Annotated in this window: 22 protein-coding genes; 5 read left to right on the plus strand and 17 right to left on the minus strand. The window is 63.4% G+C overall.

Features of this window, described 5'->3' with window-relative positions; translation table 11 throughout:
- Window positions 1-98: 98 nt before the first annotated feature.
- The 6 genes from lnt to miaB all read right to left on the minus strand — a co-directional run bounded on the left by lnt (window position 99) and on the right by miaB (window position 6,529).
- Window positions 99-1,751 carry an apolipoprotein N-acyltransferase gene (lnt, locus tag AC3D25_RS03870; RefSeq protein WP_488887160.1) on the minus strand — a complete coding sequence of 551 codons (1,653 nt, stop codon included), beginning with the start codon at window positions 1,749-1,751 and terminating at the stop codon, window positions 99-101.
- Window positions 1,752-1,831: 80 nt separating this feature from the next.
- Window positions 1,832-2,731, minus strand: a complete 900-nt coding sequence (locus AC3D25_RS03875; RefSeq protein WP_488887161.1) for a CorC family transporter — start codon at window positions 2,729-2,731, stop codon at window positions 1,832-1,834.
- Window positions 2,732-2,918: 187 nt separating this feature from the next.
- On the minus strand, window positions 2,919-3,569 hold the full coding sequence (locus AC3D25_RS03880) for a gamma-glutamylcyclotransferase (RefSeq protein ID WP_488887162.1): 651 nt from the start codon (window positions 3,567-3,569) through the stop codon (window positions 2,919-2,921).
- Window positions 3,570-3,574: 5 nt separating this feature from the next.
- A complete protein-coding gene (gene ybeY / locus AC3D25_RS03885) occupies window positions 3,575-4,033 on the minus strand; it encodes an rRNA maturation RNase YbeY (RefSeq protein ID WP_488887163.1) in 459 nt (152 codons plus the stop codon).
- A complete protein-coding gene (locus AC3D25_RS03890) occupies window positions 4,030-5,136 on the minus strand; it encodes a PhoH family protein (RefSeq protein ID WP_488887164.1) in 1,107 nt (368 codons plus the stop codon). Before AC3D25_RS03890 ends, ybeY begins: the two co-directional genes overlap by 4 nt.
- 31 nt (window positions 5,137-5,167) lie before the next feature.
- On the minus strand, window positions 5,168-6,529 hold the full coding sequence (miaB, locus tag AC3D25_RS03895) for a tRNA (N6-isopentenyl adenosine(37)-C2)-methylthiotransferase MiaB (RefSeq protein ID WP_488887165.1): 1,362 nt from the start codon (window positions 6,527-6,529) through the stop codon (window positions 5,168-5,170).
- Window positions 6,530-6,770: 241 nt separating this feature from the next.
- On the opposite strand from miaB, the gene AC3D25_RS03900 reads away from it, so the two are divergent.
- Entirely contained in the window at window positions 6,771-7,457 is a 687-nt protein-coding gene (locus AC3D25_RS03900; RefSeq protein ID WP_488887166.1) for an HAD family hydrolase, read from the plus strand.
- A gap of 9 nt (window positions 7,458-7,466) precedes the next feature.
- Here the strand turns inward: AC3D25_RS03900 and AC3D25_RS03905 are convergent, their stop codons facing one another.
- From AC3D25_RS03905 to glpD, 3 genes are all read right to left on the minus strand, one after another.
- Entirely contained in the window at window positions 7,467-8,237 is a 771-nt protein-coding gene (locus tag AC3D25_RS03905) for a helix-turn-helix domain-containing protein (protein WP_488887167.1), read from the minus strand.
- A gap of 210 nt (window positions 8,238-8,447) precedes the next feature.
- Window positions 8,448-9,944 carry a glycerol kinase GlpK gene (gene glpK / locus AC3D25_RS03910; protein WP_488887168.1) on the minus strand — a complete coding sequence of 499 codons (1,497 nt, stop codon included), beginning with the start codon at window positions 9,942-9,944 and terminating at the stop codon, window positions 8,448-8,450.
- A gap of 71 nt (window positions 9,945-10,015) precedes the next feature.
- Complete coding sequence (gene glpD / locus AC3D25_RS03915; RefSeq protein ID WP_488889584.1) at window positions 10,016-11,566, minus strand: glycerol-3-phosphate dehydrogenase; 1,551 nt, start codon at window positions 11,564-11,566, stop codon at window positions 10,016-10,018.
- 224 nt (window positions 11,567-11,790) lie between these two features.
- Here glpD and AC3D25_RS03920 point away from each other — a divergent pair, with 224 nt between their 5' ends.
- The gene (locus tag AC3D25_RS03920; RefSeq protein ID WP_488887169.1) at window positions 11,791-12,180 is read left to right on the plus strand and encodes a hypothetical protein; all 390 of its coding nucleotides are present in this window, start codon (window positions 11,791-11,793) and stop codon (window positions 12,178-12,180) included.
- Window positions 12,181-12,235: 55 nt separating this feature from the next.
- On the opposite strand, the gene AC3D25_RS03925 is transcribed toward AC3D25_RS03920, so the two are convergent.
- Window positions 12,236-12,433, minus strand: a complete 198-nt coding sequence (locus tag AC3D25_RS03925) for a hypothetical protein (protein ID WP_488887170.1) — start codon at window positions 12,431-12,433, stop codon at window positions 12,236-12,238.
- A 331-nt stretch (window positions 12,434-12,764) separates the two neighbouring features.
- Complete coding sequence (locus AC3D25_RS03930) at window positions 12,765-13,544, minus strand: DeoR/GlpR family DNA-binding transcription regulator (RefSeq protein WP_488887171.1); 780 nt, start codon at window positions 13,542-13,544, stop codon at window positions 12,765-12,767.
- A 404-nt stretch (window positions 13,545-13,948) separates the two neighbouring features.
- Here AC3D25_RS03930 and AC3D25_RS03935 point away from each other — a divergent pair, with 404 nt between their 5' ends.
- Together AC3D25_RS03935 and AC3D25_RS03940 are read left to right on the plus strand one after the other, a co-directional pair.
- Window positions 13,949-14,776, plus strand: coding sequence for a ferritin-like domain-containing protein (locus AC3D25_RS03935; protein WP_488887172.1), 828 nt, complete (start codon window positions 13,949-13,951; stop codon window positions 14,774-14,776).
- Window positions 14,777-14,829: 53 nt separating this feature from the next.
- On the plus strand, window positions 14,830-15,324 hold the full coding sequence (locus tag AC3D25_RS03940) for a hypothetical protein (protein WP_488887173.1): 495 nt from the start codon (window positions 14,830-14,832) through the stop codon (window positions 15,322-15,324).
- A gap of 74 nt (window positions 15,325-15,398) precedes the next feature.
- On the opposite strand, the gene AC3D25_RS03945 is transcribed toward AC3D25_RS03940, so the two are convergent.
- The 4 genes from AC3D25_RS03945 to AC3D25_RS03960 all read right to left on the minus strand — a co-directional run bounded on the left by AC3D25_RS03945 (window position 15,399) and on the right by AC3D25_RS03960 (window position 19,969).
- Window positions 15,399-16,913: a DEAD/DEAH box helicase gene (locus AC3D25_RS03945; RefSeq protein ID WP_488887174.1), complete on the minus strand. Its 1,515-nt coding sequence runs from the start codon at window positions 16,911-16,913 to the stop codon at window positions 15,399-15,401.
- Between the two features lie 228 nt (window positions 16,914-17,141).
- Window positions 17,142-17,762, minus strand: coding sequence for a PAQR family membrane homeostasis protein TrhA (gene trhA / locus AC3D25_RS03950; protein WP_488887175.1), 621 nt, complete (start codon window positions 17,760-17,762; stop codon window positions 17,142-17,144).
- A 143-nt stretch (window positions 17,763-17,905) separates the two neighbouring features.
- Window positions 17,906-19,204, minus strand: coding sequence for a c-type cytochrome (locus AC3D25_RS03955; RefSeq protein ID WP_488887176.1), 1,299 nt, complete (start codon window positions 19,202-19,204; stop codon window positions 17,906-17,908).
- A gap of 21 nt (window positions 19,205-19,225) precedes the next feature.
- Window positions 19,226-19,969, minus strand: a complete 744-nt coding sequence (locus tag AC3D25_RS03960) for a c-type cytochrome (RefSeq protein ID WP_488887177.1) — start codon at window positions 19,967-19,969, stop codon at window positions 19,226-19,228.
- 465 nt (window positions 19,970-20,434) lie between these two features.
- Between AC3D25_RS03960 and AC3D25_RS03965 the strand changes: the two genes are divergently transcribed.
- The gene (locus AC3D25_RS03965) at window positions 20,435-21,385 is read left to right on the plus strand and encodes a CopD family protein (RefSeq protein WP_488887178.1); all 951 of its coding nucleotides are present in this window, start codon (window positions 20,435-20,437) and stop codon (window positions 21,383-21,385) included.
- Window positions 21,386-21,426: 41 nt separating this feature from the next.
- On the opposite strand, the gene AC3D25_RS03970 is transcribed toward AC3D25_RS03965, so the two are convergent.
- Together AC3D25_RS03970 and dgoD are read right to left on the minus strand one after the other, a co-directional pair.
- A complete protein-coding gene (locus AC3D25_RS03970; RefSeq protein ID WP_488887179.1) occupies window positions 21,427-21,729 on the minus strand; it encodes a hypothetical protein in 303 nt (100 codons plus the stop codon).
- Window positions 21,730-22,046: 317 nt separating this feature from the next.
- Window positions 22,047-23,195: a galactonate dehydratase gene (gene dgoD, locus AC3D25_RS03975; RefSeq protein ID WP_488887180.1), complete on the minus strand. Its 1,149-nt coding sequence runs from the start codon at window positions 23,193-23,195 to the stop codon at window positions 22,047-22,049.
- Window positions 23,196-23,264 lie beyond the last annotated feature (69 nt).

Consider the following 23,264-nt stretch of genomic DNA (forward strand, 5'->3'; position numbering starts at 1 on the left):
AGTGCTAAAACGTTGAATTTTAGCGGGAATGAGGGTCTTGTGCGACTTTAGCGGATGCCGCGCGCCGCAAACGCGCGGCGCGGGCGCTCCGGGCCGCCTTATCGCGAGTTTCGGCGTGACGGCGCGAACGCCGCGCCGAACGCGAGGAACAGCAGCGACACCACGATCACCACGATGTTGCCGCTCGTGACATAAGGCGTGCGCCCGGACGTGCCCTGCACGGTGGCGTCGAGCGAACCGGTGGTGAAGGTCGGCAGCCGTCCGGTCACCTCGCCGTTCGCCGCGATCACCGCCGTGATGCCGGTGTTGGTCGCGCGCAGCATCGGCCGGCCGGTTTCGATGGAACGCATGCGCGCCATCTGCAGATGCTGGTCGAGCGCGATGGTGTTGCCGAACCACGCGAGGTTCGTCGAATTGACGAGAATGCCGGCGGGCGTTTCCTGCTCGCGGATCGTTCGGGCGATTTCCTCGCCGAAAATGTCCTCGTAGCAGACGTCGACGGCGATCGGCTGGTTGCGCACAAAAAATGCCTTTTGCACCGGCGCGCCGCGCGCCAGATCGCCGAGCGGGATGCCCATCAGGTTCACAAACCAGTGAAAGCCGAGCGGCACGAATTCGCCGAACGGCACGAGATGATGCTTGTCGTAGCGGTAGACGTCGTGCGCATGCGGCGTGATGCCGAACAGGCTGTTGGTGAAATCGGTCGCGCGGCCTTCCGGCGTCACGGTCACGCCGATGGCGCCGAACAGGATCGACGAGTTCGTGGTGTCGGCGAAGGTGCGGACGGCGAGCGCGAAGTCCTCGGGCACACGCACGGCCAGCACCGGCAACGCGGTTTCCGGCGTGACGATCAGATCGGCCGGCTTTTCCGTGATGAGCCGCTGGTAAAGCGCGAGCGACGCATCCACGCCTTCCTGCTCGAACTTCATCTCCTGCTTCACGTTGCCCTGCAAGAGCCGCACGGTGAGCGGCGAATTGGCGGGCGTCGTCCACTGGACGAGCGACAGCAGCATGCCGGCGGCGAGCGCGGCGACGGCGACGAGCGCGGGCATCCACGCAGCGCCGCGTTGCACGGGGAGCCCCGGCACCCGATACAGCGCCTGCACGACGAGCGCCGCGACGAGCGCAAGCACGAAACCAACGCCGTAGACGCCTGCGATCGGCGCGAAACCGGCGAGGGGACCGTCGACTTGCGCATAGCCGCTCGCGAGCCACGGGAATCCGGTAAATACAAGACCGCGCAGCCATTCGCCGAGCGCCCAGGCGCTGGCGAACACGAACGCGCCGTGCCAGGTCGGCACGTAACGCGGTTCGTCGGCGGTCTCGGAGGTGTCGTCAAAGCGCGCGCGCCCCGCGAGCAGCGACCACGCCACGCACGACAACGCCGGATACACCGCCAAATAGAGCGAAAACAGCACGACGGCGGCGGCCGCGAGCGGCGCGGCCATGCCGCCGTAGAAGTGCATGCTCACGTAGAGCCACCACACGCCCGACGCGAAATTGCCGATCCCGAACGCCCAGCCCGTCAACGCCGCGCGCTTCCAGTTGTCCGTGCGCGAAAGCCACGCGAAAAAGCCCGCGAAAATGACGAGTTCGAGCCAGCCGCCGTGCGGCGTCGGCGCGAACGAAAGCGTGTTGGCCGCGCCGAGCAATGTGGCGACGGCGTAATGCCAGAGCGGTAATGCGCGTTTATTGCCCGAAGCGGCGGGCCGCGTCGAACGGGGAATAAGTCGAAAACGTGAGTCGGCCATTGATTACAGGGTCGGCAAAGCAGAGGCGGAAGCGAAATGCGAACGACGCGGCGGGCGCGTCTCGATGCGGAGGCGGCGCGTTAGCCGCGGTCGTCTTCGTCGCCTGGATGGCGGTCGCGAGCGTTCAGATTCGGCACGCGCCGCACCAGAAGCACGTGCACCTGGCGGGCGTCGCCGCGCAGGATTTCGAATACGAAGTCGTCGATACGCACTTTTTCGCCGCGATGCGGCACGCGCCCGAAGCGATGCGTGACGAGGCCGCCGATGGTGTCCACTTCTTCGTCGGAAAATTCGGAACCGAACTGCTCGTTGAACTGCTCGATGCCGGTCAGCGCGCGCACGCGGAACTTGCCGTCCGGCGACGCGAGAATATTGCCCGCTTCCTCGTCGAAGTCGTATTCGTCCTCGATATCGCCGACGATCTGCTCCAGCACGTCCTCGATGGTGATAAGACCCGCGACGCCGCCGTATTCGTCCACCACGATGGCGATGTGATTGCGGTTCACGCGGAAGTCGTGCAGCAGCACGTTCAGGCGCTTCGATTCCGGGATGAACACGGCGGGGCGCAGCATGCCGCGCACATCGAATTCTTCTTCGGCGTAATAGCGCAGCAAGTCTTTCGCGAGCAGCACGCCGATGATGTTGTCGCGGTTGCCTTCGTACACCGGATAGCGCGAGTGCGCCTTTTCCAGCGCATAGGGCATGAATTCGTCAGGTGTTTCGGAAATGTTGATCGCGTCCATCTGGGCGCGCGGAATCATGATGTCGCGGGCGCACAGATCGGAAACCTGGAAGACGCCTTCGATCATCGAAAGCGAATCGGCGTCGAGCAGATTGCGTTCGTGGGCGTCTTGCAGCACTTCGAGAAGTTCGTCGCGCGATTCGGGCTCGTGCGAGATGAAATCGGTCAGACGCTCGAGCAGCGAGCGCTTTTCTTGCGGTTTGTCGGTCTGTCTTCGACTGGGATAAGCGTCGTTCATAGTGAGGCGTCCGGATGTTTCCGGGCGCGAAATAACGGAAAGTTAAGCATACACGAAGGGCATTGCACGCCGATGAACGCGACGCGCAGGGATTTGCTGCTCATCGTAACTGATAAATATCCACGCGGCATGCGCTGGCGCAGCGTTGGCCGAACGGCCTACTGGCCGGATTCCGGCGGGGAAAACGTCACTCACCGGACTGGCAGCGGCGCAACAGCGCTTCGAGCGCGCGATCGGGCATGCCGCTCTCGCGCAACGCTTCGACCGTGCGGCTGACGTATTCAAGCGTCGATCCGTAGCGGCCGCTTGCGCAGCCGAAGACGGTGCGCAACACGGGGTCGGTGAGCTTGCCGGTGTAACTGGCGACGTCGCGCCGCATGACGAACGCGAGCGCCTCGACGCGCCGGCCGTCGGCGAGCGTGCAGGGAAGCCAGGCCGGACGATACGAGCCCATCGCCATTTCACGCCGCCACAGTACGTCGAGATGCGCGAGCGCGCCGTCGCCCGCGATCCGGAACGCGACGCCGGTGCAGGAACCGCCGCGATCGAGCGCAAGCACGAGGCCCGGCTGCTCGGGCGTGCCGCGATTCACACGCGACCACAGATAAAGCCCGCGATGATAACCATGGACCTTGCTGCGCACGGCTTCCTCGGCGGTGAGGCCCGGATTCCAGATCAGCGACCCATAGCCGAAGAGCCAAAGATCCGATTTGCCGTCCCAGCGCTTGAGCGTCGCGTCTCGCGAGGCGGCGAGTTCTTCGTCGGTGAGCAGACGCGATTCGCCGAGTATCGGCGGATACGGGCAGACAGGCGGCGGAGGCGGCGTGGCGTCGTTCAAGGCGGTCAGGCGAGCGGAAGATAAGGGTCCGTGAAGCCGAGCGATTGCAGAATTTCGGTCTCGATCGACTCCATTTCTTCCGCTTCGTCGTCGTCTTCGTGATCGTAACCCTGAGCATGCAGCGTGCCGTGCACGAGCAGATGCGCGTAGTGCGCGGCGAGCGGCTTGCCCTGTTCGGCGGCTTCGCGTTCCACCACCGGACAGCACAGAATCAGGTCGCCCGCGACCGGATCGTCTTCCGATTCGGCGTAGGCGAACGTCAGCACGTTGGTGGCGTAATCCTTCTGCCGATACGTGCGGTTCAGCGTCCGCCCCTCGTCTTCATCGACGAAACGCACGGTCAACTCGGCGTCCGCGAAAAGCGACGCCTTGATCCAGCGCGCGACGGTCGCGCGCGGCAGGAGCGCCTTGTGGGCCGGGAAGGCTTTTGCAGCGGGAAACTGCAAGGCGAGCGCGAGCTTCATGCCGGACGGGACGCCTGCTGCGTGGCTTTCAGCGCCTCGGCGGCCGCCGCGTCTTTTTGCGACTGCGCGTCGTAGGCCTCGACGATACGCGCCACCAGCGGATGCCGCACCACGTCCACCGACGTGAAATGCGTCAGCGCGATCCCGCGCACATCCGACAACACATGCTGCGCCTCGATCAACCCGCTCTTGTGGCCGCGCGGCAGATCGACCTGCGTGGTGTCGCCGGTCACGACCGCTTTCGAGCCGAAGCCGATCCGCGTGAGGAACATCTTCATCTGCTCGGGCGTGGTGTTCTGCGCTTCGTCGAGGATGATGAACGCGTGGTTCAGCGTCCGGCCGCGCATATATGCGAGCGGCGCGATTTCGATCATCTGGCGCTCGAACATCTTCGCGGTCTTGTCGAAGCCGAGCAGATCGTAGAGCGCGTCGTAGAGCGGGCGCAGATACGGATCCACCTTTTGCGCGAGATCGCCGGGCAGGAAACCGAGCCGTTCGCCCGCTTCCACGGCCGGGCGCGTCAGCACGATGCGCTTCACCTGATCGCGCTCCAGCGCGTCCACCGCGCATGCGACGGCCAGATACGTCTTGCCCGTGCCCGCCGGCCCGATGCCGAACGTCACGTCGTGCGCGATGATCTGCTTCAGATACTCGCGCTGCGCGGGCGTGCGGCCGCGCAGATCGGCGCGGCGCGTGTAGAGCTTCGGACCCGGATCTTCGGTTTCGTCGAGGTCGATCGTCGCGCTCGGCTCGTCGAACGGATGGTCGGGATCGCCGCGAAAACGGGGATCGATGGGCGTTTCGCCTTCGCCGTTCGCGGGCTTAGCGCGCCGCGCCCGGTGCCGCGCTTCGACCAGCGCGAGCTGGATATCGTCGATGGAAATGGGCTCGCGTGCGCGGGTATAAAAATTTTCGAGCGCCGCGAGCGCCACTTTCGCGCCGCGTCCGCGGATCGTGATCTTGTGGCCGCGACGCGTGAGCGTGACGTCGAGCGCCTGCTCGATTTGCCGCAGATTCTCGTCGAGCGGTCCGCAGAGGTTGGCGAGCCGCGCGTTGTCGTCGTGCGGAGCGGTGAATTCCATGTGCTGCTGAGCGGTCTTCAAGGCGAAAGTGTCTGTCCAGTCAGAGTGAGGCTTAATGAGTGGTAGCGGGCGTCAGGATCAGTTCGCCGCGCAGCGAGTGCGGATACGCGACATTGATCTCGACATCCACCATCTGCCCGATCAGCCGTGCATGCGACGAAACGGGCGCCGGGAAATTCACCACGCGGTTGTTTTCCGTGCGGCCCGCGAGTTCGGTCGGGTCCTTGCGCGACGGGCCTTCCACGAGAATACGCTGGACCGAGCCGAGCATGGAATTGCTGATTTTCGCGACGTTCGCCTCGATGGTCGCCTGCAGATGCTGCAGGCGCTTCAACTTGACCTCGCGCGGCGTGTCGTCGTGCAGGTTCGCGGCGGGCGTGCCGGGACGCGGACTGTAGATGAACGAGAAACTCGTGTCGTAGCTCATTTCTTCCACGAGCGTCATCATCTTCGCGAAATCTTCCTCGGTTTCGCCCGGAAAGCCGACGATCATGTCCGTCGAAAGCGACAAATCCGGACGGATCGCGCGCAACTTGCGGATCACCGATTTATATTCGAGCACGGTATAGCCGCGCTTCATCGCCATCAGAATGCGGTCCGAGCCGTGTTGCACCGGCAGATGCAGGTGCGAGACGAGCTTCGGCACCTTAGCGTAAGTGTCGATCAGCCGCTGCGTGAATTCCTTCGGATGCGACGTCGTGTAACGAATCCGCTCGATTCCGGGCACGTCCGCCACGTATTCGATCAGCGTCGCGAAATCGGCGATATCGGTCGCGCCGAGCGTGACCGGCGCGCGATACGCGTTCACATTCTGGCCGAGCAGCGTCACTTCGCGCACGCCCTGGTCGGCGAGACCGGCGATTTCGGTGAGCACATCGTCGAGCGGGCGCGACACTTCCTCGCCGCGCGTGTAGGGCACGACGCAATAGCTGCAGTACTTGCTGCAGCCTTCCATGATCGACACGAACGCGCTCGGGCCGTCCACGCGCGCGGGCGGCAGGTGGTCGAACTTTTCGATTTCGGGGAACGAGATGTCGACTTGCGCGCGGCCGCTGGAGCGGCGCTTGTCGATCATCTCGGGCAGGCGATGCAGCGTTTGCGGGCCGAACACGAGGTCGACATAAGGCGCGCGCGACACGATGGCCGCGCCTTCCTGGCTCGCCACGCAGCCGCCGACGCCGATAATCAGGTTCGGATTCGCTTCCTTCAACTCGCGCACGCGGCCGAGGTCCGAAAACACCTTTTCCTGCGCTTTTTCGCGCACCGAACAGGTATTGAAGAGGATCACGTCCGCGTCTTCGGGCGTGTCGGTTTTCACGAGGCCTTCCGCTGCACCGAGTACGTCGACCATTTTGTCGGAGTCGTACTCGTTCATCTGGCAGCCAAAGGTCTTTACATAAACTTTCTTGGTCATGGATTTCGCCGGTCGCAGTGATTAACCTGGGGGCGCGGTCTGGTTTAAAACTGGGTGAAAAGGAGCGCTTTTCGATTTAATTCCGCATGGATTCGCTTGAATCCATTGGGGATTTTTCGTTTGCGTTTTGGTCTGTGTGAGCCAGATATTATAGCGCCGGCTCGGCTTTCTTGATGCGGCGGCCCGGTGAGCCGCTGGCGTCGAGCGCTTATCATGTCGGCTCTACGTCATTCTGCCGATCATGATCGACCATCTCATTTGCGATTGCGACGGCGTGCTCGTCGATAGCGAAATCATCGCCGACGCCGTCCTGCTCGACACGCTGACCGAAGCTTTTCCCCGCATCGACTTCAAATCGACCGTCAAGACGGCGTTCGGCCAGCAAACCTCGCGCTTTCTCGCCAATCTCGAAACGCGCTTCGACATTACGCTGCCCGCCGATTTCGTCGACCAGATCGAGGCGCGCGTGAGCGTGGAACTGGCGAAATCGGTCGGTCCGATTGCGGGCGTGCGCGACGCGCTCAAGCGCCAGCCGCTGCCTGCCGCCGTGGTGTCGAATAGCCGGATGGAGCGCGTGCGCTCGTCGGTGCGTCGCGCGGGGCTCGTCGAAGTGTTCGGCGAGCGCGTGTTCAGCGCGGATCAGGTCGCGCGACCGAAGCCCTTTCCCGATGTTTATTTGTTGGCCGCGAAGACGCTCGGCGTCGAACCTGCGCGCTGCCTCGTCGTGGAGGACAGCGTGGCGGGCCTCACGGCGGCGCGGGCGGCGGGCATGATGACCATCGCGTTCGTCGGCGCGAGCCATATTCCGGCGGGTTACGCCGAGGTGCTGCGCGAGACGGGGATCACGCGAATCATGGAGCACATGGACGAATTGCCCGCGCTCGTCGAGGCGGGCATGAGCGGCGAATTCGGCGACGTGCGCTCGTAGAGGGAATGTCTAGCGAGCCGGCCGGCCGGCTTCCTCGCGCGGTGTATCGGCGGGGACGTGCCAGCGCGGCGGCGATTCCGCGCTCACCGTCACGCGAAACGCGCGCGCTTCGGTGTCGCCGGGATTGCGCAGGGTATGAGGCTGATCGGCATCGAAGACGATCGCGTCGCCAGTCGCGAGCAACTGTTTGTGGTCGTGCACGCGCACTTCCAGCGTGCCTTCGCTCACCACGAGATTCACCGACGTGCCGGGCGCGCGCGTCTCGCCGCTTTCCGTGTGCAGCGGCGCAATCCGCAATTCGTGAAATTCCGCCGCGCCGGTGGCGGCCTGCGGATAGAGCGGCCGCGACGAAAACCGGCCGTTCGAACTGACGAGGCGCGTGGACTGATCGGCGGGAAGGTGCTCGATGCCGTTTGTCGCGTGCTGGCGCAGAAACGCCGATACCGATACTTTCAGCGCGGCGGCGATCTTGCAGAGTACTTTGATCGACGGGACGCTGCGCGCGGATTCGATCTGCGCGAGCATCGCCCGCGAAACGCCGGACGCGCGGGCGAGAGCGTCGAGCGAGAGTTGACGCTCCGAGCGCAAGCGCGCCAGATTCACGCCGACGAGATGTTCCAACGCGTCGTTTCCGGCCGCCACGGCTTTGGGCCGCACGAGCGCCGGCGTCTCCGGTTGCGCTTCGATTCGCGTGAAATCGTCGGCGATGCGCGGCTCGTCTTCCTCGCGCGGGTGTTCGAACGGCGAAAGCGCGTGCGCTTCCAGAGCGGTTGAAACCATGCTTGTCTCCTTTCGAAGGAACCCGGCGACGCACGCCGGGTTTCGGGTCAGGGCAAGATAGCATCGGGCCGAAAGCGTTCAAACCAAGTTATCGTCACACCGTTATGAAGCGCCTATCTCTGAGCAAAGCGTCCGAAGCGGATGCAGCGGCGGCGTTTCGGATGCCGGGTTGAAACCACGCCCAATCTGCAAACCGACGCGCCGCGCATCTCAAGCATCCGCCCACGCCTTCGCCGCGTTGACCGCGCGATGCCAGCCGGCGAGGCTTGCGTCGATTTCCTGCTGCGACATGGCGGGCGTGAAGCGGCGGTCGAGTTTCCACTGCTGCTTGAGTTCGTCGATGTCCTTCCAATAGCCGACCGCGAGGCCCGCCAGATAAGCCGCGCCGAGCGCCGTGGTCTCGGCGACCTGCGGCCGCACCGCGTCGACGCCGAGAATATCCGCCTGAAACTGCATCAGCAGATTGTTCGCGCACGCGCCGCCGTCCACGCGCAATTCCGCGATCCGTATGCCCGAATCCGCTTCCATTGCCTTCAGCACATCGACCGATTGATAGGCGATCGAGTCGAGCGCCGCCCGCGCGATGTGCGCGGAAGTCGTGCCGCGCGTCACGCCGAAGAGCGTCCCGCGCGCCCGCGCGTTCCAGTGCGGCGCGCCGAGTCCGGCGAACGCTGGCACGAGATACACGCCGTCGCAATGCGGCGCACCGCGCGCGAGCGTTTCGATCTCGCTTGCGCTCTTGATGAGTCCCAGGCCGTCGCGGAGCCATTGCACCACCGCGCCCGCGATGAAAATGCTGCCTTCCAGCGCGTAATTGATCTCGTCGCCGATTTGCCACGCAATGGTCGTGACCAGGTTGTTGCGCGATTCGATCGGCTTGTCGCCCGTGTTCATCACGAGGAAGCAACCTGTGCCGTAGGTGTTCTTCACCATGCCGGATTCCGTGCACATCTGCCCGAAAAGCGCGGCGTGCTGGTCGCCGGCGATCCCGGCAAGCGGGATTTTCGAGGCGAAGACCGTGGTTTTCGTCGGTCCATACACCTCCGACGAAGGCCGCACTTCCGGCAGCATGCTGCGCGGAATGTCGAGCGCGTCGAGGAGTTCGTCGTCCCATTGCAGCGTGTGGATGTTGAAAAGCATCGTGCGCGACGCGTTGGTGACGTCGGTGATATGCATGCCGTGCTTCGTGAAATTCCACACGAGCCAGCTATCGACCGTGCCGAACGCCAGCTTTCCCTGACGCGCTTTTTCGCGCGCGCCCTTGACGTTATCCAGGATCCAGCGGATTTTCGTCGCCGAGAAATACGAGTCGATCGGAAGACCCGTTTTCGCCCGGACTTTTTCTTCCAGCCCCTGTTCCTTCAACTGATCGCAGAATTCGGCGGTACGCCGATCCTGCCAGACGATCGCGTTGTAGATCGGATGGCCCGTCTCGCGGTCCCAGACAATGGTGGTTTCGCGCTGATTCGTGATGCCGATCGCGGCGATCGACGTGCCGTTCATCCCGGCGCGCGTCACGGCTTCGGCGGCGACACCCGCCTGCGTCGACCAGATTTCCAGCGGATCGTGCTCGACCCAGCCCGGCTTCGGATAAATCTGCTCGAATTCCTTCTGTGCCACCGACACCACGTTGCCCTGCCGGTCGAACAGCATCGCGCGGGAACTCGTCGTGCCCTGATCGAGCGCTAGGACGTACTGATCCTGCATTGTCTTCTCCACGTTTTTCTGTTGTTTCCGATCGTATCGCGACGCTCGGCATTGTCTATTCTTTCAAGGTTTCAGGCAGCCGATCGCGATGAGGGCGCGACCCGCGGCGCACGGCCGAACCACGCGTCGATTCGTCTCGTTGCCGCTTCAAGTTCTTCGCGTTCGATGTGCAGGCCGAGCTTCGAGCGCCGCCAGAGAACGTCTTCGGCGCGCGTGGCCCATTCGGCGTCGCGCAGATAGCGCAACTCGGCTTCGTACAGGCCCGCCGCGAAAGCCTCGCCGAGATCCGCGAGTGAGCGCGCGTCGCCGATTACCCGTTCGGCTCGCGTGCCGTAAGCGCGTGCATAGCGATACGCGAGCGCGTCGGGCAGCCACGCGTGCCGTTGCCGGAGTGCGGCGAGAAAGCGCTCGAAGTTTGCATCTTCGATATCGCCGCCAGGCAGCGCCGCGCCTTCGGTCCACGTGCGCGCGGGCGATCCGAGCGCGGCGCCCAGTTTGTCCACCGCTTCTTCCGCCAGCTTCCGGAACGTGGTGATCTTGCCGCCGAACACCGAGAGCAGGGGCGCGGCGTCATTGGGGGCGTCGAGTTCGAGCAGGTAATCGCGTGTGACCGCCGATGCGTTCTCCGCGTTTTCGTCCTCCAGCAACGGCCGCACGCCGGAGTAGGTCCAGCACACATCCTGAGGCGAAATGTGATGCTTGAAGTAGCGATTGATCGAATCGCAGAGATACTGCACCTCGTCCGCGCTGATCTCGACCTTCGACGCGTCGCCGTGATATTCGATATCCGTCGTGCCTATCAGCGTGTAATCGTGCTCGTAGGGAATCGCGAAGATGATGCGCTTGTCGGGATTCTGGAAAATGTACGCGTGATCGTGCTCGAACAGCCGCCGCGTCACGATATGGCTGCCTTTGACGAGCCGCACGCTATGGCGGGTTCGCGCGCCGCTGCCGAGCGAGCCTTTCAGCAAATCACCGACCCACGGGCCCGCCGCGTTTGCGATCGATCGCGCGCGCACGCTGACCTCTGCGCCACCGGCGTCTACGAGGTTCGCGTGCCACTCGCCGCCCGCGCGCACGGCGTTCACGAGCCGCGTGCGGGTCTTGATGGTCGCGCCGTGCTCGGCGGCATCGCGCGCATTGAGTACGACGAGCCGCGCGTCGTCCACCCAGCCGTCGGAATAGACGAAGCCACGGCGGATCGAATCCACAAGCGGCGCGCCGGCGGGATGGCGGCGCATGTCGATGCCTTTCGAACCTGGCAGCAGCTTGCGTCGCGCAAGGTGATCGTAGAGAAAGAGGCCCGCGCGGATCATCCACGCCGGGCGCAGGTTTGGCATGTGCGGCATGACGAAACGCAGCGGCCACATGATGTGCGGCGCCGCGCGCAGCAAGACCTCGCGCTCCTGCAACGCCTTGCGCACCAGTTTGAACTCGCCGTATTCGAGATAACGCAGGCCGCCGTGGATCAGCTTCGTGCTCGATGACGACGTGTGCGCCGCGAGGTCGTCCTTCTCGCACAACAGCACCGTGAGACCGCGCCCCGCCGCGTCCCGCGCGATGCCCGCCCCGTTGATCCCGCCGCCAATTACGAGCAAGTCGTACAGTTTGCCCTGCGTCACTTTAGTGTTCTCCATGAACGCCGGATGCGCCGAATGGAAATTCGACGAACGCCCAATGTTCGAATTCGAAATTTAACGAACACAAACGAAAAAGTAAAGTCGGCCGAAAGGTATAAGCTTTTTGCACGATTCGTTCGATTACCGTTTTGCCTATGCCGTTCGGTCGAATGGCGGTATCGCGTTTCGCGGACGATACTGTCGGAACTCAAGAGGGAGTTGATGCGATGCGAAAAGCGATTTTGACGTTATTGGCCGGCGCGCTGGGCGCGGTAGCGCTCGCCGGCTGCGTAGGCGTTCCGGGACTGGACGGCGCAGCGGGCGGGCCGCCAATGACCGAACTGACCGCGCTGTGCGGTACGGCGAACGTGGATTACGGCGCGGAAGCCGAGTCGGTTTATCCGGCGTTGCTCGACGCATACGTGGCGAATCGGCGGGGCGGGATATCGAAAGAAAAGATGTGCGCGTTCCAAAGCGCGATTGCCGAAAGGCATGCGGCCTATGCGGCGAATCCGACGCGGGAGGCCCAGAGCGGCTGGGCGAGTTTCGTGCTCGGCCAGCGGGCTCAGGCGCTTAGTTGGCGCGCAAATGTCGACCCGACCTTGCGGGCCGGATAGCAACCGCAAAACGCCGCAACGCGACAGCGTCGCGGCGCGGGACGAAAGAACGAAGCTAGGAGAAGCGGCGGAAAGCTTTGACGGTCGAATCGCCCGACTCGGTTAATCGCCATTGCTGGCGACCGGAGGCGAGGTTTTCAAGCTGCACGAGCTGGCGTTCAAGGAGCGCGTCCAGCTCGCCGCGCTCCATGTCTACCTGATCGGGCTCTTCCTGTACCAGCAGCAGTGTGGCAAATTCATGCGGACTCAACATCGTGCTCTCCATGACGACCGAACGGCATCAGTGACCGGTAGCGCGACATGAAACGTCGGACACCCGGCGCTTAGTGCAGCAGAAGGTGCAGCAGAACGTTGCTAAGAAGAATTCGCCGACCGTGCGACAACGCCTCGGGCGCCAAGCGCAATGGCCGGGGATTTGGATTGTAGGCAACCGTCGGAAGAGTGCCAAACGCGCCCGAAAAATAATGCGTTTGACTTTTATCGGGCGTCAAAGCGGTTCGGCGGGCGGGTGGATTCGGAGAATTTACCTGAGCTTCGTGCGGCAGCGCACACAAGGTTTGCGGGCGAACTGGAGCGTTCGCAGTTTAGTCGGCGATGTACACCTGCGTGTTCGCCGCGGCAAGCGTTTCTTGCATGTCGGCGGGCGGCGGCTGGTCGGTGAAAAGGGCCTGGATCTGGTTGAGATGGCCGAGCCGCACGAGCGCGGGGCGGCCGAACTTCGAATGATCGGCGGCGAGGAAGACGGTGCGCGCGTGCTGGATGATGGCCTCGGCCACGCGCACCTCACGTGTATCGAAGTCGCGCAGCGTACCGTCGCTCTCGATACTCGACGTGCCGATGATCGCGAAATCCACCTTGAACTGCCGAATGAAATCGATCGCCAGTTCGCCGACAATGCCCTTGTCCCAAGGCCGCACGATGCCGCCCGTCACGAGCACTTCGCAGTCGGGGTAGCCGCCCATCATGCTCGCCACGTTCAGGTTGTTGGTAATGACGCGCAGGCCGCGGTGCCGGTTCAGCGCACGGGCGATCTCTTCTGTCGTCGTGCCGAGATTGATGAAAAGAGAAGCCTGATCGGGGATATGCGTGGCGACCAGCGCGGCGATCCGGCGCTTTTCGTCGTGGAACATCCGCTGGCGCGCCGTGTACGAGACGTTTTCCGAGCTGGTCGGAAGGCTCGCGCCGCCGTGGTAGCGGCGCAGGAGGTTCATGTCGGAGAGCCAGTTCACGTCGCGGCGGATGGTCTGCGGCGTCACGTCGAAATGGGCGGCGAGATCGTCCACGGTCACGAAGCCGTCGCGCTGGACCCATTCGAGCAGCTCTTGCTGTCGCGCGTTCAAGGTGATGCGGGGGTCTCGTGTCATGGCGAAGATTCTAGGGCGATCGAGCGCTTCGTTGCGGTGCGCGTATTGTAAGTGTTCGAACCCCGATCCACGAACCCGTGCATGTACGTGGGGTTATCAGACCTGCGGTTGGCGCCGCACGTTTTGCTTTTCATTTCGCCGCCCCAAATTTTACATTCGGCCTTGTCCCACGGCGTCGCGCGTTCCGGGGCATGTTTTCTGCTATAAGAGGCGCACCTTCAGGAACTGACGGATATCCGGAACGGTCTGTCCCGTATCTGCAGATTCCTCGCAGCACAGCTAAGATGCAAAAAAATAAAGCCTTAACACTTTGAAGACGCTGTGACTGAAACGTCCACGGCGTCGCCTGAACCTCGGCCGGTTTTGGCTGACGGCGCGTTCAGTCCAGCTCGGGAGCGCGATAAATGCATGCTGAAAGAACACACGTGATGCCCTGGCGTATCGAGGACATCGACCTCGATCGCATCGATCGACATAAGGCCGGATCGAATGAAGACCTTCTGCTGTTGCTGTGCGCGGCTTCGTTTATCGAAAGCGGCACAGATCTTTACACGAGCAACCTAAGCACCTTTTTCAACGACGATCCCGAAGTTTCCGCCTGGCTCAACGAGGAATGGGAGCCGGAGGAAATGCAGCATGGGCGGGCGCTGAAAACGTATATCCATCATGTCTGGCCCGAGTTCGACTGGGACACGGCGTTCAAAAATTTCTTCGACGAATACTCGCTGACCTGCTCGGTCGAGGAATTCGAGAAGACGCGGGCGCTCGAAATGGTCGCGCGTTGCGTCGTCGAAACGGGAACGGCGACGCTCTATCGCGCCATCAATCATTGTTCGGACGAACCGGTGCTCAAGCAAATCACCGACAACATCCGCACCGACGAAGTCCGTCACTACAAGCATTTCTTCCGCTTCTTTAAGAAGTACAACAAGATCGAGGGCAACGGGCGCATTGCCGTGCTGGGCGCGTTGACGCGGCGCTTAATGGAAATCAAGAACGAAGATTCCGAGATTGCGCTGCGGCACGTTTTCGCGGTCCGCTACCCCGATCGCGTGAACGATCCTGCCTACAATCGTGACCTCGTCGCGAGAGTGAACCAACTGGTGAGGCGCAATCTTTCCGCCGACATGTGCGTGAAAATGCTGCTCAAGCCGCTCGATCTGCCCGCGCGTATTTTGCCGAGTGTCCAGTATCCGCTCGCGAAGATCACGCAGCACGTGTTCTTCCGCTAGGCCGTGGGCCGCGAACCCCACGTGCGCCGCACTGCCATCGTGAAGAGACGTCTATGACCGCTTCCCTGGAGCACGATACGTTCGACGAATGGCCGCTCGCCATGCGTGCTTTATTCGACGGCACGCTGATCGAAACCAAGGGCGGCTTCACCGCGTCGCTCCTGTCTGTCGATGAAAACGGCGGCGTGCATACGTCGCTTTTGAGCGCGGGCGAGTTGTTTTCACCTGACGCGCGCACGCTTTGCTTCGGCCTGTGGCCGGACTCCGGGGCGGCGCGCAGGATCGGGGAGAGCGGGCGGGCCACATTGACGTTCGTCCACGACTCGGCGTTCTTCCAGATTCAGTTGGAAACACGCCGGATCTCGATGCCCGACGCGCTTGCGTGCTTCGTCGGGACGATCGAGGAGGGCACATGGCAGCGCGTCACCTATGCTCGAATCACGGGCGGCATCGCGTTCGAATTGTCGAACATGCAAAAGGACGCCGTGTTGACACGATGGCGGGCGCAAGTCGACGTGCTGAAACGAGCTGCCAGCGCGGCGGCATAAAAAAAGCGAGGCGGAAGCCTCGCTTTTTTTTCGCAATCGCACCCGCTGAAAGCGGGCACCGCAACTGACCGCGCTTACCGGCCGCGCTGACCCGTACGCGGCGTGTCGCGGCGACCACTTCCGCCGCCGCCTTCACCGCGCGGCTTGCCGCCGAGCAGCGCGCTTGCATTCGACCCACCACTGCGCGGCGCGCCGGCATGCGCCGAACGCGGAGCGTCTTTGCGCGGCGCCGCGCCATTGCCGTTCGGCTTGGCCGCAGCCGAGGGCTTCGGCGAACGCGATCCGCCATTGCCACCATTGCCGCCGCCCTTGCCCGCATTGCCGCTCGCAGGCTTCGCGCCGCTCGAATTACCGCCATCGCGACGCGGCGCGCCTTGACGCGGTGCGCGCTGACCACCACCGCCGCCGCCTTGGCTGCGTCGCTGGATCGGTTCCGGCTTGGCATTCGGGTCCGGCTCGAAGCCGACAATGACCTCCTGCGGAATCGGACGCTTGATGAGCCGCTCGATATCCTTCAGCAACTGATGCTCGTCCACGCACACGAGCGACACCGCTTCGCCCGTCGCGCCCGCGCGCCCCGTGCGGCCGATACGGTGAACGTAGTCTTCCGGCACGTTCGGCAGATCGTAGTTGACGACATGCGGCAACTGGTCGATATCGATCCCGCGCGCCGCGATATCGGTCGCGACCAGCACCTGCAGCGTCTCGCCCTTGAACTCGGCGAGCGCGCGGGTGCGCGCAGATTGACTCTTGTTGCCGTGGATCGCCAGCGCGCTAATGCCGTCCTTGCCCAACTGCTCGGCAAGACGGTTCGCGCCGTGCTTGGTCCGCGTGAACACGAGCACCTGAATCCAGTTGTTTTCGCGAATCAGATGCGTGAGCAGCTCGCGCTTCTTGTCGCGATCGACCGGATACACCTTTTGCTCGATACGCTCGACCGTCGAATTGCGGCGCGCGACTTCGATCAGCGCCGGCGAATCCAGCAGGCTATCGGCGAGCGTCTTGATTTCGTCCGAGAACGTCGCCGAGAACAGCAAGTTCTGGCGCTTCGGCGGCAGCTTGGCGAGCACGCGCTTGATATCGTGGATAAAACCCATGTCGAGCATCCGGTCGGCTTCGTCGAGCACGAGGATTTCGAGCTGCGACAAGTCGATGGTCTTTTGCTGCATGTGATCGAGCAGACGGCCCGGCGTCGCGACAACGATATCCACGCCACGGCGCAGCGCGTCGATCTGCGGATTGATACCGACGCCGCCGAACATCACGGTCGACTTGAGCTTCAGGTACTTGCCGTAAGCGCGCACGCTTTCCTCGACCTGCGCGGCGAGCTCACGCGTCGGCGTCAGAATCAGCGCGCGCACCGGACGCTTCGCGCCGCCCGTGGGCAGCGGCAGTTGCGACAGGCGTTGCAGGATCGGCAGCGTGAAACCGGCGGTCTTGCCGGTGCCGGTTTGCGCGCCCGCGAGCAGGTCGCCGCCATTCAGCACGGCCGGAATCGCCTGGAGCTGGATCGGCGTGGGCGACGTGTAACCGAGTTCGTTGACGGCACGGACGAGGGGTTCGGACAAGCCGAGGGAATCAAAAGACATAATTTGTTTGCAAATTCGGTATGACGACCGGCGCTGGCGTGTGGGCTGACGGAGTGCTCCGTCGATTCAGCGCACATGGACGACGATCGAAGAAATCGGGCGGCGCGGCGTTCGGGCCATCAGGCCGGAAACGGCGCCGCGAAGATCAACGCGCTATCAAGACACGTCGACTGGCTTTAAGTTGCATCTGAAACGCCGGGATGCGTTTCGCGTCAGGCCGGCTGGCGCTCAGGCGACATAGCGCGCGACGCTGACGAACTGACACAGACTGCCCGCCAGCACGAACAGGTGCCAGATGCCGTGGCCGTGCCGGATACGCTCGTCGTTGATGAAAAAGTAGATACCGGCGCTATAGATCACGCCACCGGCGACGAGCCACGCAGTCCCTGCGGGCGGCAACGCCGAAACGAGCGGACGGACGGCTACGAGCGCGAGCCAGCCCATCAACACGTAAAGCACCATCGAAACGCTGCGGGTACGGCGCCCGAGCGTGAGTTCCTGCACGATGCCGAGGACCGCGAGTCCCCAGCTTACGCCAAACAGCGACCAGCCCCACGGACCGCGCAAGGTGACGAGCGTGAACGGGGTGTAGCTGCCTGCGATCAGCAAATAGATGGCCGAATGATCGCATTTCTGCAGAACCGCCTTGAGACGCGGGCTGCGCGCGCAGTGGTAAAGCGTCGAGATCGCGTAAAGCACGAACAGCATCGCGCCATACACGGCAAAGCTGACGACCTTGTACGGATCGCCTTCCAGCGCGCCCATCGTGACGAGCGCAGCCAGTCCCGCCACCGACAACACCGCGCCGACGAGATGGGTAATGCTGTTGAATCGCTCGCCGAGATGCATCCGGTGTCCTCGTTGCGAGCCATGCCGAGCGCCCGCGTTTTTTGAAGCTGTGAAGATTTGAGGCGCGTTTCGAGCCTCAAAAAGACAACGGGCGCGGCCCCGACTTCGAAGGCTGCGCCCGTGTCTCTATTCTACTCTGTCCGTCAGTCGAGCGGCGCCGAGCGCAAATTGCTGACCTGCTGCGGCGAAACCGGCGTGCCGTGGTTGCCCCACGACATACGGATATACGTCACGACCGCGGCGACTTCCGTGTCCGACAGCGCCTGCGCGAACGGCGGCATGCCGTGCGGCTGCGGATTGCCTTCCGTGCTCGGCGGATAGCCGCCGTTCAGCGTCATGCGGATCGGGTTGACGGCCGATTGCATCTGGATGGACTGGTTGTTGGCGAGCGGCGGGTAAGCCGGCGGTTTGCCGAGCCCGTTCTCCGCGTGACACTTCGCACAATTTTCCGTGTAGACCTTTTTGCCCATCGTCAGCAACTCGGAACCAAACTTCTCCGACGTCTCGAACTGCATCGATTCCGGCGCTTCCTTCTTTTGCGGAATCGACTTCAGGTACACCGACATCGCGTTGATATCGGCGTCCGTCATGTACTGCAGGCTGTTGTGGACAACTTCAGCCATCGGGCCGAACACCGCGCCGCGCTGCGATACACCGGTCTTCAACAGTGCGTTGATGTCCTTGATATCCCAGTCGCCGAGGCCGGATTCCTTGCTTGACGTGAGCGACGGCGCGTACCAGTTCTGCAGCGGAATCAGCCCGCCCGCGAACGCCGACGAACTCACCGGCGCGCCCATCGCGTTGATCGACGTGTGGCACATCGAGCAATGGCCGAGACCTTCGACAAGGTAAGCACCGCGGTTCCATTCGACCGATTTGGTCGGATCGGCTTTGTACTCGCCTTCACGGAAGAACAGCGTGCGCCAGCCGATCAGCAGATTGCGGTTGTTGAACGGGAAGCGCAGTTCATGCGGACGGCTCGGTTCGTTGACCGGCGTGACCGAACGCAGATACGCGTAGATCGCGTCGGAGTCCGTGCGCGTGACCTTCGTGTAGCTCGTGAACGGGAAGCCCGGGTACAGCAGGCTGCCGTCCTTCGAACGGCCCGTGTGCATCGCGCGGTAGAAGTCGTCCGACGTCCACTTGCCGATGCCGAATTGGTCGTCCGGCGTGATGTTCGGCGTGAACATCGTGCCGAACGGCGTCGCCATCGGGAGGCCGCCGCCGAATTGCTTGCCGCCACGGACCGTGTGGCAGGCAATACAGTCGCCGGCGCGCGCGAGGTACTCGCCTTTCTTGACCAGCGCGGCTTGATCGGCTGGCGTGGCGGCGATTGCGCCGCCCGAGTGCAGGTTGTCGCCACCGGACCAAAGTACGGCGCCGGCTGCGAGGGCTGCCACGACGACAGCCGATGAGAGTGCGAACAGGGACTTGCGTTTCATTATGTTCTCGCTCCTCTCGCCTTATTGCGGTTCGCTGCCGCAAGTGAGCGGCATTTTGTTCGAGCCAGCAGGCGAGGGCACCGGGTTGGCCGGCGCGGTTTGCGTCGAAAGCCAGGCGGCGACGGCGGTGACGTCGTCGTCCGTCAGGCGGGTGGCGATCTGTTGCATGCAGTCAGGCGCTTTTGCGTGACGCGTGCCCGAACGCCACGCGCCGAGCTGCGCGCTGATGTAGTCCGAGTGCAGGCCGACGAGACCCGGAATGGCCGGCTCCATGCCGGTCAAACCCTTGCCGTGGCAAGCTGCGCAAGCGGGAATATTCTTCGAGGGATCGCCGTTTAGCACGATCTGCTGGCCGCGCGCGACCGTCGATGCCGACACGGTAGGCTTCGCGGGCGTCGGATACGGCGGGCGTTGCTGCGAGAAATACGTCGCGATCTGATGAAGGTAGTCGTCCGAGAGATACGTGACGAGGTAGTTCATCGGCGGATATTTGCGGCGGCCTTCGCGGAAATTCTGCAACTGGTTGTACAGATAGTCGGCGGGCTTGCCGGCCAGGCGCGGGAAATAGTCGTTGTCGGTGCCTTCGCCGTGCACGCCGTGGCAAGCAGTACAACCTTGCACGCGAGCGGCCATCGTGTCCGGGGCGATCGGCTGGCTTTGCGCCTGCGCGGCGCTAAAAATGCCGGCGCTGGCGAACAGCGTCAGGCCGACCAGCGGGGCGAGCAGCGGACGAGAAATGCGTCTTGAAGACACGCGACACTCCATGAAATTCGGGGATTTTGCCGAGCTTCGTTCGGCTCGGTGCCAATCGTGGCGAAGGTGGCGTCAGGTTGCAAAGCCACGGCCACAGCGGCTCTACGAGCCTCTGATGCGACGCGGCATTCTATCATCGTTGAATGATGGTGACTATTTGTGCATCGCCTTGTACCACGGACGATGCGGCGTATGCGCGACAATATGCCGCGCGACTTTTTGTTTCGGTTGACTGAACTCAGAAGCGCTTTAACGCGACCTCGCTTCGACAAACCCTGAACCTTTTTGCGTCGTCCGGGATACCGCGCGAAAGACGTTTCATGGTGTATCGGCATTCGCATTCGGCGTGCCCGTTCGTCTAGACTCGTGCCCTGCGCTGGCGCAACCGCGCCCTTTCGCGCTTCTCTTCTTGCCGAGAATGCCTTTGCCCATACAGCCCGCCCCATTCGCTTCGACCCGTCCCGCGCGGGTGAGCGCATGAACTTCGATCCCGTCTCGATGGATCCGCTCTGGCTCGCGCAAGTCGCGTTCGCGGCGCTCGCCGATATCGCGTTCGCCTGCGTGCTCGGCGGCATGACGATCAACGCGTGGTTATCGGCGGAGAAGGCTTATGCGGCCGTCTCGCCCGCGCGCCTCGGCTGGCGCGGCGCGCAGCGGGCGGGCGCGTGGGGCGCGTTTGCGATGCTCGTCGCGAATGCCGTTTCGCTGTGGCTGCAGGCTGCGGCCATGAGCGGCGCGCCTTTGAGCGAGGCGGGCGGCGCGGTGTGGCTTGTCGTCACGACCACGCACGCGGGCGCCGGCTGGACGCTCGCGTGCGCGGCAAGTTTCGTGTTGCTGCTCGCGGCGGGATCGGGTGAGCGCATGGGCGGCGGCCGCCTCGCGCTTGGGCTTGCGGGCGCGCTCTTCGCGGCGGCGGGCAAGGCGTCGATCGGCCACGCGGCCGATGCCGGCGCGTTTTCCTTAGCCGAAGCCGTGCAGACCGTGCATTTGCTCGCGACCGGTTTGTGGGGCGGGCTGGTGATCGCGGGCGCGTTCGCCGTGCTGCCCCCGCTCGGCACGTCGCTCGCGCGGGCGTCGCTGTTGCGGGTGGCGTCGCGGATGTCCACGGTCGCGGTGTTCGCGGTCGCCCTCGTGATTGCAACGGGCGTGTTCAATGCGCTGCGCGGGTTAGGGGGATCGGTGGACGTGCTCGAATCGAGCGTCTGGGGACATGTGTTGATCGTGAAGGCCGGACTGGTCGCGGCGGCACTCCTGTTCGGCGCGCTGAATCGCTGGTCGGCGTTGCCGCGGCTGAAGCGCACGGCATCGACGGTCGATGCCCATACCGTGACCGGCATGATGCGCGTGGAAGCGTTGTTGATGATCGGCGTGTTCGTCGCGGCCGCCGTGCTGTCGCACAGCATCCCCGGCGCGGCGCTGGCCGGGTGATCCGCCGAACGTTTGTTCAGGCGAGGTAGCGCGGCAGCGCGTTACTCGTAGCCGAGCTTGTGGCTCACGATCGGCGCGAAGAAAAGCGCGAGCGCCGAGCCGACCGCCTTGCCCTGCAATTCGACGAAAGCCTTATGGGACAACGGCGAGAACGCGAGCACATCGACCAGTTGCGGCAGACAGAACACCACGGCCGCGCCGATAAAGCAGCGATTCACCAGCTTCATGCGCCAGCCGTAATGAGCGCCGATGCCCGCGCCGACCACGCGCAGCACGCCGAACAGCACGAGCGCGCCGACGGCCATCTGGGTGCGGACATACTCGTCAGGAAGGTAGTAGCTCATACGGTTGCGGGTCGGTCGTGAACGGGTCGAGTTTTTGCAAACCCCGAGCCAGCCCGCGCGAACGCGCGCGATCTAGCTTTGCCGGCAAGGGATCTGCGCCTTTTTCGCCCGACCATTCGCGATCGGGACGAAACCGCGTCACGCGCCGTTGCGCCCAATTTATGACAAAGGACGCGTCGCGCGGAACACAAAAAGGCACAACTTTTCAGCATTCTACTTCGACAGCGCGGCGTTTTAGGTTCGCCGCGCCGCGCTCGACCGCCGATAAGCGCCGGTCCCACCCGCAATCACCCGCAATCACCCGCAATCACCCGCAATCACCACTCGGCGACGCTGCCATCCGCGTGACGCCACACCGGATTGCGCCAGCGGTGGCCGACCTTCGCCATTTCGCGCACTTTCTCCTCGTTCACCTCGATCCCAAGCCCCGGCCCTTGCGGGATCGCGACCATGCCGTCTTCGTACTTGAAGACTTCCGGATTCTTGATGTAGTCGAGCAGATCGTTGCCCTTGTTGTAGTGAATCCCGAGGCTCTGCTCCTGGATGAACGCGTTGTAGCTGACCGCGTCGATTTGCAGGCAAGTCGCGAGCGCGATCGGCCCGAGCGGACAATGCAGGGCGATCGCGACGTCGTACGCTTCCGCCATCGTCGCGATCTTGCGGCATTCCGTGATCCCGCCCGCGTGCGACGCGTCCGGCTGGAGAATGTCCACGTAACCGCCGGCGAGGATGTGCTTGAAGTCCCAGCGCGAGTAGAGCCGCTCGCCGAGCGCGATCGGCGTGCTGGTCTGATTGACGATATCGCGCAGCGCCTCCACGTTCTCCGACAACACCGGCTCTTCGATAAACAGCAGCTTGAACGGGTCCAGTTCCTTCGCGAGCACCTTCGCCATCGGCTTGTGAACGCGGCCGTGGAAGTCCACGCCGATGCCGATATTCGGTCCGACCGCTTCCCGCACGGCCGCGACGTTGTTGATGACACCCTGCACTTTGTCGAAGGTGTCGATGATCTGCAGTTCTTCCGAACCGTTCATCTTCACGGCCTTGAAGCCGCGCTCGACCACGGCGCGCGCGTTGTTCGCCACGTCGCTCGGACGGTCGCCGCCGATCCACGAATACACCTTGATCTTGTCGCGCACCTGGCCGCCGAGCAGCGCGTGGATCGGCACGCCGTGGTGCTTGCCCTTGATGTCCCACAGCGCCTGATCGACGCCCGCGATCGCGCTCATGCCGATCGGACCGCCGCGATAGAAGCCCGCGCGGTACATGACCTGCCAGTGATCCTCGATCAGGAGCGGATCTTTGCCGATCAGGTAGTCGGCCAGTTCGTCGACTGCCGCCGCGACCGTGTGCGCGCGGCCTTCCACCACCGGCTCGCCCCAGCCGACGATGCCTTCGTCGGTTGTGATCTTGAGGAAGCACCAGCGCGGCGGGACGATGAAGGTTTCGAGTTTGGTGATTTTCATGGGAAGCGTCTCCTTGCAAGAATCGATATGCTATCAAAAAAATTGCGAGTCGTACTATTAATAGTATTA

This window comes from Caballeronia sp. SL1002, assembly GCF_057814995.1.